At 58.8% G+C, this 13064-nt stretch carries 13 protein-coding genes; 11 read left to right on the top strand and 2 right to left on the bottom strand.

Features of this window, described 5'->3' with window-relative positions; all coding sequences use genetic code 11:
• Positions 1–47 precede the first annotated feature (47 nt).
• The 6 genes from ACOI6Z_RS09730 to nei are packed head-to-tail and all read left to right on the top strand — an operon-like array spanning position 48 to position 4611.
• Positions 48–791, top strand: coding sequence for a type 2 GTP cyclohydrolase I (locus ACOI6Z_RS09730; RefSeq protein ID WP_004885970.1), 744 nt, complete (start codon positions 48–50; stop codon positions 789–791).
• A gap of 14 nt (positions 792–805) precedes the next feature.
• Positions 806–1462 (top strand): 5-oxoprolinase subunit PxpB, encoded by a 657-nt coding sequence (gene pxpB / locus ACOI6Z_RS09725; protein ID WP_044521671.1) that lies wholly within the window; start codon positions 806–808, stop codon positions 1460–1462.
• Complete coding sequence (pxpC, locus tag ACOI6Z_RS09720) at positions 1456–2388, top strand: 5-oxoprolinase subunit PxpC (protein ID WP_023288869.1); 933 nt, start codon at positions 1456–1458, stop codon at positions 2386–2388. The genes pxpB and pxpC overlap by 7 nt, the downstream gene beginning before the upstream one ends.
• Positions 2378–3130, top strand: coding sequence for a 5-oxoprolinase subunit PxpA (gene pxpA / locus ACOI6Z_RS09715; protein ID WP_065812195.1), 753 nt, complete (start codon positions 2378–2380; stop codon positions 3128–3130). The genes pxpC and pxpA overlap by 11 nt, the downstream gene beginning before the upstream one ends.
• A gap of 29 nt (positions 3131–3159) precedes the next feature.
• On the top strand, positions 3160–3804 hold the full coding sequence (gene pcp, locus ACOI6Z_RS09710; protein ID WP_048334976.1) for a pyroglutamyl-peptidase I: 645 nt from the start codon (positions 3160–3162) through the stop codon (positions 3802–3804).
• A gap of 15 nt (positions 3805–3819) precedes the next feature.
• Positions 3820–4611 (top strand): endonuclease VIII, encoded by a 792-nt coding sequence (nei, locus tag ACOI6Z_RS09705; protein ID WP_023288872.1) that lies wholly within the window; start codon positions 3820–3822, stop codon positions 4609–4611.
• 85 nt (positions 4612–4696) lie between these two features.
• On the opposite strand, the gene gltA is transcribed toward nei, so the two are convergent.
• On the bottom strand, positions 4697–5980 hold the full coding sequence (gltA, locus tag ACOI6Z_RS09700) for a citrate synthase (protein ID WP_023288873.1): 1284 nt from the start codon (positions 5978–5980) through the stop codon (positions 4697–4699).
• A gap of 184 nt (positions 5981–6164) precedes the next feature.
• Positions 6165–6296 carry a hypothetical protein gene (locus ACOI6Z_RS09695; RefSeq protein ID WP_420537587.1) on the bottom strand — a complete coding sequence of 44 codons (132 nt, stop codon included), beginning with the start codon at positions 6294–6296 and terminating at the stop codon, positions 6165–6167.
• A 324-nt stretch (positions 6297–6620) separates the two neighbouring features.
• Between ACOI6Z_RS09695 and sdhC the strand changes: the two genes are divergently transcribed.
• The 5 genes from sdhC (at position 6621) to sucA (ending at position 13063) form a co-directional block, all read left to right on the top strand.
• A complete protein-coding gene (gene sdhC, locus ACOI6Z_RS09690) occupies positions 6621–7025 on the top strand; it encodes a succinate dehydrogenase cytochrome b556 subunit (RefSeq protein ID WP_004142216.1) in 405 nt (134 codons plus the stop codon).
• Positions 7019–7366, top strand: coding sequence for a succinate dehydrogenase membrane anchor subunit (gene sdhD, locus ACOI6Z_RS09685; RefSeq protein WP_002894949.1), 348 nt, complete (start codon positions 7019–7021; stop codon positions 7364–7366). Before sdhC ends, sdhD begins: the two co-directional genes overlap by 7 nt.
• Positions 7366–9132 (top strand): succinate dehydrogenase flavoprotein subunit, encoded by a 1767-nt coding sequence (sdhA, locus tag ACOI6Z_RS09680; RefSeq protein WP_004179067.1) that lies wholly within the window; start codon positions 7366–7368, stop codon positions 9130–9132. The genes sdhD and sdhA overlap by 1 nt, the downstream gene beginning before the upstream one ends.
• 15 nt (positions 9133–9147) lie before the next feature.
• Positions 9148–9864 (top strand): succinate dehydrogenase iron-sulfur subunit SdhB, encoded by a 717-nt coding sequence (gene sdhB / locus ACOI6Z_RS09675; protein WP_023288874.1) that lies wholly within the window; start codon positions 9148–9150, stop codon positions 9862–9864.
• Positions 9865–10255: 391 nt separating this feature from the next.
• Positions 10256–13063, top strand: coding sequence for a 2-oxoglutarate dehydrogenase E1 component (gene sucA / locus ACOI6Z_RS09670; protein WP_023288875.1), 2808 nt, complete (start codon positions 10256–10258; stop codon positions 13061–13063).
• Position 13064 lies beyond the last annotated feature (1 nt).

Below are 13064 nucleotides of genomic sequence, written 5' to 3'. Positions count from 1 at the left end.
TGGTTATGTTATGCCTTTGTATACCCTGATTATCTGCTGGAGTGGCGATGAAAAATAGCGAACTGGAACAACTGATAAACGACAAGCTCAATAGCGCAGCCATCAGTGACTTCGCCCCTAACGGTCTGCAGGTGGAAGGGCGCGACACGGTGCACAAGATCGTCACCGGAGTCACGGCCAGCCAGGCGCTGCTGGATGAGGCCGTCCGCCTGCAGGCGGATGCGGTAATCGTCCATCACGGCTATTTCTGGAAAAACGAATCGCCAGTGATCCGCGGCATGAAGCGCCGGCGCCTGAAAACCCTGCTGGCCAACGATATCAATCTCTACGGCTGGCACCTGCCGCTGGATGCCCATCCCGAGCTGGGCAATAACGCGCAGCTGGCGCATCTGCTGGGGATTAACGTGCTGGGCGAAATCGAACCGCTGGTGCCCTGGGGCGAACTGTCGATGCCGGTGTCCGGCCTCGAGCTGGCCTCGTGGATTGAAGCGCGGCTGGGACGCAAGCCGCTGTGGTGCGGCGATACCGGGCCGGACACCGTCAGCCGCGTCGCCTGGTGTACCGGGGGCGGCCAGAGCTTTATCGACGCCGCGGCGCGCTTTGGCGTGGACGCGTTTATCACCGGCGAGGTGTCGGAACAAACCATCCACTCTGCCCGCGAGCAGGGCCTGCATTTTTATGCCGCCGGCCACCACGCCACCGAGCGGGGCGGCATTCGCGCCCTCAGCGAATGGCTGACGGAAACCACCGACCTGGATGTCACCTTTATTGATATTCCTAACCCTGCCTGACGGGAGAGAGAAAAGTGCAGCGAGCGCGTTGTTATCTGTTAGGAGAAACGGCTGTCGTGCTGGAGCTGGAGCCGCCGGTTACCCTTGAAAGCCAGCAACGGATCTGGGGATTAGCCCAGCGTCTGGCGAACCATGAAGAGGTGATTGACGCCATTCCCGGCATGAACAATATCACTGTGGTGCTCCGCCGCCCGCAGGAGGTGGCGTGGGAGGCGATAGACCGTCTGCAGCGCTGGTGGGAGGAGAGCCTCGCGATCGAGCCTGAGTCGCGCTCGCTGTCTGTTCCGGTCGTCTACGGCGGCGAGGCCGGACCGGACCTCGGGGTGGTGGCGCAGCACAGCGGCCTGAGTGAAAAACAGGTCGTGGAGCTGCACGCCTCGGTGGAATATCTGGTCTGGTTTATTGGTTTTCAGCCGGGATTTCCCTACCTGGGCGGGCTGCCTGCGGCGCTGGCGACGCCGCGTCGCGCCGAACCGCGCGTGCTCGTCCCGGCCGGGTCGGTGGGTATCGGCGGCGCGCAAACCGGTATCTATCCGCTGGCGACGCCCGGCGGCTGGCAGCTGCTGGGGCGCACCGCGCTGACGCTGTTCGACCCGGCGCGGAAGGAGCCTGCGCTACTGCGCGTGGGCGATAAAATTCGCTTTGTGCCGCAAAAGGAGGGGGTATGTTGACCTTGATCCGCGCCGGCCTGTACACCTCGGTACAGGACGGTGGACGAGAAGGCCTGCGCCAGTCTGGCATCAGCCGCTGCGGCGCCCTGGATTATCCCTCGCTGGTGATTGCCAATCTGCTGGTTGGCAACGAGGCGAATGCCGCCGGGCTGGAGATTACCCTCGGCCAGGTGGAGATCGAATTTGCCCGCAGCGGCTGGTTTGCGCTGACCGGCGCCGCCTGCGAAGCGACGCTGGACGGTAAAGCGGTCTGGGTGGGCTGGCGCACCGCCTACCGGGCCGGGCAGCGGCTGGTGCTGAAAACGCCGCAGCATGGCATCCGTAGCTATCTGGCGGTGGCGGGCGGGATTGCGGTCCCCGAGGTCCTTGGCTCGCGCTGCACGGATCTCAAGGCGGGGATTGGCGGTCTGGAAGGACGCCGCCTGCAGGATGGCGACAAGCTGAAGCTCGGGAAAGCCGCCCGCCGCTTCACCACCCCGCGCGGCGTCAAGCAGCTGCCGCTGGGCAACCGCATTCGTGCGCTGCCCGGGCCGGAGTACCATGAATTTGACGAGGCCTCGCAGGCGTCATTCTGGCGCGCCCCCTGGAAGCTCAGTCCGCAGAGTAACCGCATGGGGTACCGCCTGCAGGGGCAGCCGCTGAAACGCACCACCGATCGTGAAATGCTGTCGCACGGCCTGCTGCCGGGCGTGGTGCAGGTGCCGCACAACGGCCAGCCCATTGTGCTGATGAACGACGCGCAAACCACCGGCGGCTATCCGCGGATCGCCTGCATTATCGATGCCGATATGTACCAGCTGGCGCAGATCCCGCTGGGGCAGCCGATCCATTTCGTGGCCTGCTCGCTGGAGGAGGCGCTGAAGGCGCGGGCCGATCGCCAGCGTTATCTTGAACAACTGGCCTGGAGACTCCACGATGATGATTGATCTTAATGCCGATCTCGGGGAAGGCGGGGCGAACGATAGCGCGCTGCTCCAGCTGGTGTCATCGGCGAATATCGCCTGTGGTTTTCACGCCGGCGACGCCGGGCTGATGGTGCAGAGCGTGCGCGAGGCGCTGAAGTACGGCGTGGCGGTGGGCGCCCATCCGGGATATCCCGACCGGGAAAATTTTGGCCGCACGGCGATGGATCTACCGCCGGAAACGGTCTATGCCCAGACGCTGTATCAGATTGGCGCTCTGGCGGCGATCGTTCAGGCGCAGGGCGGCCAGCTGCAGCACGTGAAGCCGCACGGCATGCTCTACAACCAGGCGGCCAAATCGCCGCCGCTGGCCGACGCGATCGCCCGCGCGGTCCGCGATGTTAACCCGCAGCTGGTGCTGGTGGGTCTGGCGGGCAGCGAATTGATCCGCGCCGGACAGCGCTATGGTCTGACGACGCGTCAGGAGGTGTTTGCCGATCGCGGTTATCTGGCCGACGGCAGCCTGGTGCCGCGCAGCCAGACCGGGGCGCTGATTGACAGCGAAGAGCAGGCCCTGGCGCAAACCCTCGAGATGGTGCAACACCACCGGGTGCGCAGCGTCAGCGGCGAATGGGCGAATGTGGTGGCGCAGACGGTATGTCTGCACGGTGATGGTCCGCATGCCCTCGATTTTGCCCGCCGTTTGCGGGCGGCGTTCGCCGGGCGCCATATTCTGGTCAGCGCTCAGCCTGAGGCTGAGATATGACAATCGGCATGACCGCGAAGGAGAGGATGGTGGCGGGAGTATTACTCACCGGTTTCGAACCCTTTGACGGCGAGACGGTGAACCCTTCCTGGGAAGTGGTGCAGCAGCTTGACGGCACTATGATTGCTGGCCAGCCGGTGACCGCCCGGCAGCTTCCCTGCGTGTTTGGCGAGGCGCTGTCGGCGCTCGACGCGGCGATAGAGGACCTGCAGCCGAAGCTGGTTATCGCGGTGGGGCAGGCCGGCGGTCGGGTCGATATCAGCGTCGAACGTGTGGCGATCAACGTCGATGATGCGCGCATCCCCGATAACAAAGGCCAGCAACCCATCGACACGCCGATCGTCGACGGCGGGCCGGCGGCGTGGTTCAGCACCTTGCCGATCAAAGCGATCGTCAGCGCGCTGCGCGATCGCGGGATCCCGGCCTCGGTGTCGCAGACTGCCGGCACCTTCGTCTGCAACCACGTCATGTACGGCCTGTTGCACAGGCTGCAGGGTCAGGCTGAGGTGAGAGGCGGTTTTATCCATATTCCATGGCTACCGGCGCAGGCGGCGGCCCATCCCGGTGAGCCGAGTATGGCGATCGCCACCGTGCGGGAGGCGCTGGAGACGGCCATTGCCGTGGCCCTGCGCCAGCCTGTGGACAGTAAACTGGGCGGCGGCGCCACCCACTGACAAAAGGATGACAGTATGCCGGAAGGTCCGGAGATCCGCCGCGCGGCGGATACACTGGAGGCGGCAATCAAAGACGAACCCTTAACCGACGTCTGGTTCGCCTTTCCCCGGTTGCAACCCTACCAAACCCCGCTGATTGGTCAGCGGGTTACCCATATCGACACCCGGGGCAAAGCCCTGCTGACCCGCTTCTCCGGCGGCCTGACCCTGTACAGCCATAATCAGCTGTACGGCGTCTGGCGCGTGGTTGACGCTGGCGAACAGCCCGCCTCTAACCGGGTGCTGCGCGTCAGGCTCCAGACCGCCAGCAAGGCGATTTTGCTCTACAGCGCGTCGGACATTGAGATGCTCACAGCGGAGCAGGTGGCCAACCATCCGTTCTTGCTGCGCATCGGTCCGGACGTACTGGATATGACGTTAACCGCGGAGCAGGTGAAAGCGCGGCTGCTGTCGGCCAAATTCCGCCATCGTCAGTTTTCCGGCCTGCTGTTGGATCAGGCTTTTCTTGCCGGGCTGGGAAACTATCTGCGGGTGGAAATCCTCTGGCAGGTGGGGCTGACCGGGCAGCATAAGGCCTCGGAGCTGAATGCAATACAACTGGATGCGCTGGCGCACGCGCTGCTTGATATCCCGCGGCTTTCTTATCGTACCCGCGGCCAGCCCGATGACAACAAGCACCACGGCGCGCTGTTCCGCTTTAAGGTGTTCCATCGCGATGGCGAACAGTGCGAGCGCTGCGGGGGCGTGATTGAGAAGACGATGCTCTCCTCGCGGCCCTTTTACTGGTGCCCGCACTGCCAGCATTAAGCCGGCGGCCAGGCAGCGCCAGACCTCATCGTCAGGCATAAAAAAACGCGCCATCAGGCGCGTTTTTATCATCCGGACAGCGAGATTAACGCTTGATGTCGGACTGGAAATCGCGTTTTTCGTAGCCGGTATAGAGCTGACGCGGACGGGCGATTTTCATGCCATCGCTGTGCATTTCGTTCCAGTGCGCAATCCAGCCCACGGTACGCGCCATGGCGAAGATAACGGTAAACATGGAGGACGGAATACCCATCGCTTTCAGGATGATACCGGAGTAGAAGTCGACGTTCGGGTAGAGTTTCTTCTCGATGAAGTATGGGTCGTTCAGCGCGATATGCTCCAGCTCCATGGCCACCTGCAGCAGGTCGTCTTTGGTGCCCAGCTCTTTCAGCACTTCATGGCAGGTTTCACGCATCACGGTGGCGCGCGGGTCGTAGTTTTTGTACACACGATGGCCGAAGCCCATCAGGCGGAAAGAGTCATTCTTGTCTTTCGCACGACGAACAAATTCCGGAATGTGCTCAACGGAGCTGATCTCTTCCAACATTTTCAGCGCCGCTTCGTTGGCGCCGCCGTGCGCCGGTCCCCACAGGGAGGCGATGCCGGCTGCGATACAGGCGAACGGGTTAGCGCCGGAAGAGCCCGCGGTACGTACCGTCGAGGTCGAGGCGTTCTGTTCGTGATCGGCGTGCAGGATCAGAATACGGTCCATTGCGCGCTCCAGCACCGGATTGACTTCGTACTCTTCGCACGGCGTGGCGAACATCATGCGCAGGAAGTTGCCGGCGTAGGAGAGGTCATTGCGCGGATAAACAAACGGCTGGCCGATAGAATACTTGTAACACATGGCTGCCATGGTCGGCATTTTGGACAGCAGGCGATAGGCGGCAATTTCACGGTGACGCGGGTTATTCACGTCGAGGGAGTCGTGATAGAACGCCGCCAGGGCGCCGGTGATCCCGCACATAACGGCCATCGGGTGAGAATCGCGACGGAACGCATGAAACAGACGAGTAATCTGCTCATGGATCATGGTGTGGCGGGTGACGGTGGTTTTGAATTCGTCATATTCGGCCTGGGTCGGTTTTTCACCGTTCAGCAGAATGTAACAAACTTCAAGATAGTTTGATTCGGTCGCTAACTGGTCGATCGGGAAGCCACGGTGCAGCAGGATCCCCTCGTCACCATCGATAAACGTAATTTTAGATTCACAGGAAGCGGTAGATGTGAAACCTGGGTCAAAGGTAAATACGCCTTTTGAACCAAGACTACGAATATCAATAACATCCTGACCGAGCGTGCCTTTTAGCACATCCAGTTCAATAGCAGTGTCACCACCCAGGGTGATTTTTGCTTTAGCATCAGACATTTATGGTCTCCTTAGCGCCTTTATTGCTTAAGACTGCCGGGTGGTGGATTTGCTTTCGGCCCGCGCCCGTATACGTTACCAGTTTGTTATGTTGCACACAGCTCTGCGTCAGCGAAAAGGGCAGGGTACAGAGCAACGGCGCTTGATGGCACGTTCTTCAGGGCTGCGGTGAAACAACAGCAAATCAGCGTTTTAGCAGTCCGAATATTAAAACCTGTATACCACTAATAACTGTCCTGATTACATCGGTCAATACTGACACACTGTTACATAACTTATTCTCAGGTGAAAGCGTGACCTCATAACTTTTGAGCATTATTGCATTTAACTGGTAATGGTTGTAACAAGAATGTTTAATATTTGTCAAATCAGGTGATTAAAAATTAAAAAAATGTTGTTATCGTGACCTTGATCACTGTTCCGGAGAAAACCCAACAAACTATATGTAGGTTAATTGTAATGATTTTGTGAACGGCCTATACTGCGGCCAGGTCTCCGGAACACCCTGCAATCCCGAGCCACCCAGCGTTGTTTAGTGATGTTTTAATGCCTGAAAAGACGTTTTAACATGACTTCTGGTTATAGAAAGGACGCTGTCTGACCCGCAAGCAGACCGGAGGAAGGAAACAATAAGAACAGCATGTGGGCGTTATTCATGGTAAGAAATGTGAAAAAACAAAGACCTGTCAATCTGGATCTACAAACGATACGGTTCCCAATCACGGCGATAGCGTCCATTCTCCATCGCGTTTCCGGTGTCATCACCTTCGTGGCGGTCGGAATTCTGCTTTGGCTGCTGGGCACCAGCCTCTCCTCCCCTGAAGGTTTTCTGACGGCGGCCTCGATCATGGATAGCTTCTTTGTGAAGTTCATCATGTGGGGCATTCTCACCGCGCTGGCCTATCACGTCGTTGTTGGTATCCGCCATCTGATGATGGACTTTGGCTACCTGGACGAAACCCTCGAAGCAGGGAAACGTTCCGCCAAGATTTCTTTTGTTATTACTGTCGTGCTTTCACTTCTCGCAGGAGTCCTCGTATGGTAAGCAACGCCTCAGCACTGGGACGCAACGGCGTACATGACTTTATTCTGGTCCGTGCTACCGCCATCGTTCTGACCCTCTACATCATCTACATGGTTGGCTTCTTCGCGACCACCGGTGAAATCTCATGGGAAGTGTGGACCGGATTCTTTGCCTCCGGCTTCACTAAAGTCTTCACTCTGCTGGCTCTCGTTTCCATTCTTATCCATGCCTGGATCGGGATGTGGCAGGTGTTAACGGACTACGTTAAACCACTGGCTCTGCGCCTGGTTCTGCAACTGGCTATCGTTGTGGCGCTGGTGGCTTACGTTCTTTATGGATTTGTTGTGGTGTGGGGTGTGTAATGAAATTGCCAGTCAGAGAGTTTGATGCTGTTGTCATCGGTGCCGGCGGCGCAGGTATGCGCGCGGCGCTGCAAATTTCCCAGAGCGGACAGACCTGTGCGCTGCTCTCCAAAGTTTTCCCGACCCGTTCGCACACCGTATCCGCGCAGGGTGGTATCACCGTCGCGCTCGGTAACTCCCATGAAGATAACTGGGAATGGCATATGTACGACACCGTAAAAGGGTCGGACTATATCGGCGACCAGGACGCCATCGAATATATGTGTAAGACCGGCCCGGAAGCGATTCTCGAGCTGGAGCATATGGGCTTGCCGTTCTCCCGTCTTGACGACGGCCGTATTTATCAGCGCCCGTTCGGCGGCCAGTCGAAGAACTTTGGCGGCGAGCAGGCGGCGCGTACCGCGGCGGCGGCTGACCGTACCGGCCACGCCCTGCTGCACACCCTGTACCAGCAGAACCTCAAAAACCACACCACTATCTTCTCCGAATGGTATGCCCTCGATCTGGTGAAAAACCAGGACGGCGCGGTGGTGGGTTGTACCGCCCTGTGCATCGAGACCGGCGAAGTGGTCTACTTTAAAGCCCGCGCCACCGTGCTGGCGACCGGCGGCGCAGGCCGTATCTATCAGTCCACCACCAACGCCCACATCAACACCGGTGACGGCGTCGGGATGGCCATCCGCGCCGGCGTGCCGGTGCAGGATATGGAAATGTGGCAGTTCCACCCGACCGGTATCGCCGGGGCCGGGGTTCTGGTCACCGAAGGTTGCCGCGGCGAAGGCGGTTATCTGCTGAATAAACACGGTGAGCGCTTTATGGAGCGTTATGCGCCGAACGCGAAAGACCTGGCGGGTCGTGACGTGGTGGCGCGTTCCATCATGATCGAGATCCGCGAAGGCCGCGGCTGCGACGGTCCGTGGGGCCCGCACGCGAAACTGAAACTGGATCACCTGGGTAAAGAGGTTCTGGAATCTCGTCTGCCGGGTATCCTTGAGCTGTCCCGTACCTTTGCTCACGTCGATCCGGTGAAAGAGCCGATCCCGGTTATCCCAACCTGCCACTACATGATGGGCGGTATCCCGACCAAAGTGACCGGCCAGGCGCTGACCGTCAATGAGAAGGGCGAAGACGTGGTGATCCCGGGTCTGTTCGCGGTGGGCGAAATCGCCTGCGTATCGGTCCACGGCGCCAACCGTCTGGGCGGCAACTCGCTGCTCGACCTGGTGGTCTTCGGCCGCGCGGCGGGCCTGCATCTGCAGGAGTCTATCGCCGAGCAGGGCACGCTGCGCGACGCCAGCGAATCCGATATCGAAGGCTCGCTGGACCGCCTCAACCGCTGGAACAACACCCGTTCCGGTGAAGATCCGGTGGCGATCCGCAAAGCGCTGCAGGAATGTATGCAGCATAACTTCTCGGTGTTCCGCGAAGGCGATGCGATGCACAAAGGTCTGGAACAGCTGAAAGTGATCCGCGAGCGCCTGAAAAACGCCCGTCTCGACGATACCTCCAGCGAGTTCAACACCCAGCGCGTTGAGTGCCTGGAGCTGGATAACCTGATGGAAACCGCGTACGCGACCGCCGTATCCGCTAACTTCCGTACCGAGAGCCGTGGCGCTCACAGCCGCTTCGACTTCCCGGATCGTGATGATGAAAACTGGCTGTGCCATTCCCTGTATCTGCCAGAGTCGGAATCCATGACGCGTCGTAGCGTCAACATGGAACCGAAACTGCGTCCGGCATTCCCGCCGAAGATTCGTACTTATTAATGCGGAGACAGGAAAATGAAACTCGAGTTTTCAATTTATCGCTATAACCCGGATGTTGACGACGCTCCGCACATGCAGGATTACACCCTCGACGCGGAAGAAGGTCGTGACATGATGCTGCTGGATGCGCTGATCCAGCTGAAAGAAAAAGATCCGTCGCTGTCGTTCCGCCGCTCCTGCCGTGAAGGGGTCTGCGGTTCCGATGGCCTGAACATGAACGGGAAAAACGGTCTGGCGTGCATCACGCCAATCTCCGCGCTGAATCAGCCGGGCAAGAAGATTGTTATCCGTCCGCTGCCAGGATTACCGGTTATCCGTGATTTGGTGGTGGACATGGGGCAATTCTATGCACAATATGAGAAGATTAAGCCTTACTTGTTGAATAATGGGCAAAATCCTCCGGCTCGCGAGCATCTGCAGATGCCTGAGCAGCGTGAGAAGCTCGATGGCCTGTACGAGTGTATTCTGTGCGCATGTTGTTCGACCTCGTGCCCGTCGTTCTGGTGGAACCCGGACAAGTTCATCGGCCCGGCCGGCCTGTTGGCGGCGTATCGCTTCCTGATCGACAGTCGCGATACCGAAACCAGCGAGCGTCTGGACGGCCTGAGCGATGCTTTCAGCGTATTCCGCTGTCACAGCATTATGAACTGCGTCAGTGTGTGTCCTAAGGGGCTGAACCCGACGCGCGCCATCGGCCATATTAAGTCGATGCTGCTGCAGCGCAGCGCGTAAGTTGTTTTAGTTGCCGGATGGCGACGTAAACGTCTTATCCGGCCTACAGGAGCATATTTTGTAGGCCTGATAAGCGAAGCGCCATCAGGCAATAGATATAGCAGGAAATCTTTAAAAACCGCCAAATATGTACCAGTAATCAAGGCGTTCAGAGCGAGGTAAGGCGGCAACTGAACGCATCCCCGGGAGCATAGTGAACTATGTGACCGGGGAAAGTGAAGGCAGCTAACGCAACCGCAGCCTGAACGCCGAAGATTAATGGCAGTTTTTAAAGGTTCCTTAGCGGATAGAAACCACAACTCGTCCGCAACAAGTGAACCCCGGCACGTGCACTCGGTGTGCGTGGTAGTTTCTACGGCGAAATAAGCATATGAATGCTTAAGGGATCACGATGCAGAACGGCGCAATGAAAGCCTGGCTGGACTCTTCTTACCTCTCTGGTTCGAACCAGAGCTGGATAGAACAGCTCTATGAAGACTTCTTAACCGATCCTGACTCTGTTGACGCCAACTGGCGTTCAATGTTCCAGCAGTTACCTGGCACCGGAGTTAAACCGGATCAATTTCATTCCAAAACGCGTGATTATTTCCGTCGACTGGCGAAGGATGCCTCACGTTACACTTCTTCGATTTCCGACCCAGACACCAATGTGAAGCAGGTTAAAGTCCTGCAGCTCATCAACGCATACCGTTTCCGTGGCCACCAGCATGCGAATCTCGATCCGCTGGGGCTGTGGAAGCAAGAGAGAGTGGCGGATCTCGATCCGGCCTACCACGATCTGACCGAGGCCGATTTCCAGGAAAGCTATAACGTAGGTTCATTTGCCATCGGTAAAGACACGATGAAGCTGGGCGAGCTGATTGCCGCCCTTAAGCAAACCTACTGCGGCTCCATCGGCGCGGAATACATGCATATCACCTCTACCGAAGAAAAACGCTGGATCCAGCAGCGCATTGAATCGGTAGCCGGCAAAGCGAGCTTTACCGCGGAAGAGAAAAAGCGTTTCCTCGGCGAACTGACTGCCGCGGAAGGGCTGGAGCGCTACCTCGGCGCCAAATTCCCGGGGGCGAAGCGCTTCTCGCTGGAGGGTGGCGACGCCCTGATCCCCATGCTCAAAGAGATGATCCGCCATGCGGGTAAGAGCGGCACCCGTGAAGTGGTGCTGGGCATGGCGCACCGTGGCCGTCTCAACGTGCTGGTCAACGTGCTGGGTAAAAAACCGCAGGACCTGTTCGACGAGTTTGCCGGCAAACATAAAGAACACCTCGGTACCGGCGATGTGAAGTACCACATGGGCTTCTCTTCCGATATAGAAACCGAAGGCGGTCTGGTGCACCTGGCGCTGGCGTTTAACCCGTCGCACCTCGAGATCGTCAGCCCGGTGGTGATCGGTTCCGTACGCGCCCGTCTGGATCGTCTGGACGAGCCGAGCAGCAACAAGGTTCTGCCGATCACTATCCACGGCGACGCCGCGGTGACCGGCCAGGGCGTGGTTCAGGAAACCCTGAACATGTCCAAAGCCCGCGGTTACGAAGTGGGCGGGACCGTGCGCATCGTTATCAACAACCAGGTGGGCTTCACGACCTCTAACCCGCTGGATGCGCGTTCGACCCCGTACTGCACCGACATCGGTAAAATGGTGCAGGCGCCGATTTTCCACGTCAACGCCGACGATCCGGAAGCGGTCGCTTTCGTCACCCGTCTGGCACTGGATTTCCGCAATACCTTCAAACGCGATGTCTTCATCGACCTGGTGTGCTACCGCCGTCACGGCCATAACGAAGCCGATGAGCCGAGCGCAACCCAGCCGCTGATGTATCAGAAGATCAAAAAGCACCCGACCCCGCGCAAAATCTATGCTGACAAGCTGGAGCAGGACAAGGTCGCGACCCTGGAAGATGCTACCGAGCAGGTTAACCTCTACCGCGATGCGCTGGATGCCGGCGAATGCGTGGTGAAGGAATGGCGTCCGATGAACATGCACTCCTTTACCTGGTCGCCGTACCTCAACCATGAGTGGGACGAGAGCTATCCGGATAAAGTGGAGCCGAAGCGTCTGCAGGAGCTGGCCAAACGCATCAGTACGGTGCCGGAAGGTATCGAAATGCAGTCCCGCGTGGCGAAAATTTACGCCGACCGCCAGGCGATGGCGGCAGGTGAGAAGCTGTTCGATTGGGGCGGCGCTGAAAACCTGGCCTACGCCACGCTGGTTGACGAAGGTATTCCGGTGCGTCTGTCCGGGGAAGACTCCGGTCGCGGCACCTTCTTCCACCGTCATGCGGTGATCCATAACCAGACCAATGGTTCAACCTACACCCCGCTGCAGCATGTCCATAACGGTCAGGGCCAGTTCCGCGTTTGGGACTCCGTGCTGTCTGAAGAAGCGGTGCTGGCGTTTGAATATGGTTACGCCACCGCAGAGCCGCGTACTCTGACCATCTGGGAAGCGCAGTTTGGCGACTTCGCCAACGGCGCGCAGGTGGTGATCGACCAGTTCATCTCCTCCGGTGAGCAGAAGTGGGGCCGGATGTGCGGCCTGGTGATGCTCCTGCCGCACGGCTACGAAGGCCAGGGCCCGGAGCACTCCTCCGCCCGTCTGGAGCGTTATCTGCAGCTGTGCGCTGAGCAGAATATGCAGGTATGCGTGCCGTCCACGCCGGCGCAGGTGTACCACATGCTGCGTCGTCAGGCGCTGCGCGGTATGCGTCGTCCGCTGGTGGTGATGTCGCCGAAGTCGCTGCTGCGTCATCCGCTGGCGGTCTCCAGCATGGATGAGCTGGCGAACGGCACTTTCCTGCCGGCCATCGGTGAAATCGATCAACTTGATCCGCAGGCTGTGAAGCGCGTGGTGCTGTGCTCTGGTAAGGTTTACTACGACCTGCTGGAACAGCGCCGTAAAAACGAGCAAAAAGATGTCGCTATCGTTCGTATCGAGCAGCTCTATCCGTTCCCGCATCAGGCGGTGCAGGATGCGCTGAAAGCGTATGCGCACGTACATGATTTTGTCTGGTGCCAGGAAGAGCCGCTCAACCAGGGCGCATGGTACTGCAGCCAGCATCACTTCCGTGAAGTGATTCCGTTTGGGGCCTCTCTGCGTTATGCAGGCCGCCCGGCCTCCGCCTCTCCGGCGGTAGGGTATATGTCCGTTCACCAGAAACAGCAACAAGATCTGGTCAATGACGCGCTGAACGTCGATTAAT

This window comes from Klebsiella sp. C239, from assembly GCF_048822715.1.
In the GTDB taxonomy this organism is placed as follows: Bacteria; Pseudomonadota; Gammaproteobacteria; order Enterobacterales; family Enterobacteriaceae; genus Klebsiella; species Klebsiella quasipneumoniae.
Note: the sequence above shows the minus strand (reverse complement) of the source record. Positions and strands in the feature narration are given on the sequence as shown.

Excerpts from the sequence above, each read along its gene's own strand:
- ACOI6Z_RS09730 (WP_004885970.1), top strand. The coding sequence starts at position 48 with ATGAAAAATAGCGAACTGGAACAACTGATAAACGACAAGCTCAATAGC.
- pxpC (WP_023288869.1), top strand. The coding sequence starts at position 1,456 with ATGTTGACCTTGATCCGCGCCGGCCTGTACACCTCGGTACAGGACGGT.
- pxpA (WP_065812195.1), top strand. The coding sequence starts at position 2,378 with ATGATGATTGATCTTAATGCCGATCTCGGGGAAGGCGGGGCGAACGAT.
- nei (WP_023288872.1), top strand. The coding sequence starts at position 3,820 with ATGCCGGAAGGTCCGGAGATCCGCCGCGCGGCGGATACACTGGAGGCG.
- gltA (WP_023288873.1), bottom strand. The coding sequence starts at position 5,980 with ATGTCTGATGCTAAAGCAAAAATCACCCTGGGTGGTGACACTGCTATT.
- ACOI6Z_RS09695 (WP_420537587.1), bottom strand. The coding sequence starts at position 6,296 with ATGCTCAAAAGTTATGAGGTCACGCTTTCACCTGAGAATAAGTTATGT.
- sdhC (WP_004142216.1), top strand. The coding sequence starts at position 6,621 with ATGTGGGCGTTATTCATGGTAAGAAATGTGAAAAAACAAAGACCTGTC.
- sdhD (WP_002894949.1), top strand. The coding sequence starts at position 7,019 with ATGGTAAGCAACGCCTCAGCACTGGGACGCAACGGCGTACATGACTTT.
- sdhA (WP_004179067.1), top strand. The coding sequence starts at position 7,366 with ATGAAATTGCCAGTCAGAGAGTTTGATGCTGTTGTCATCGGTGCCGGC.
- sdhB (WP_023288874.1), top strand. The coding sequence starts at position 9,148 with ATGAAACTCGAGTTTTCAATTTATCGCTATAACCCGGATGTTGACGAC.
- sucA (WP_023288875.1), top strand. The coding sequence starts at position 10,256 with ATGCAGAACGGCGCAATGAAAGCCTGGCTGGACTCTTCTTACCTCTCT.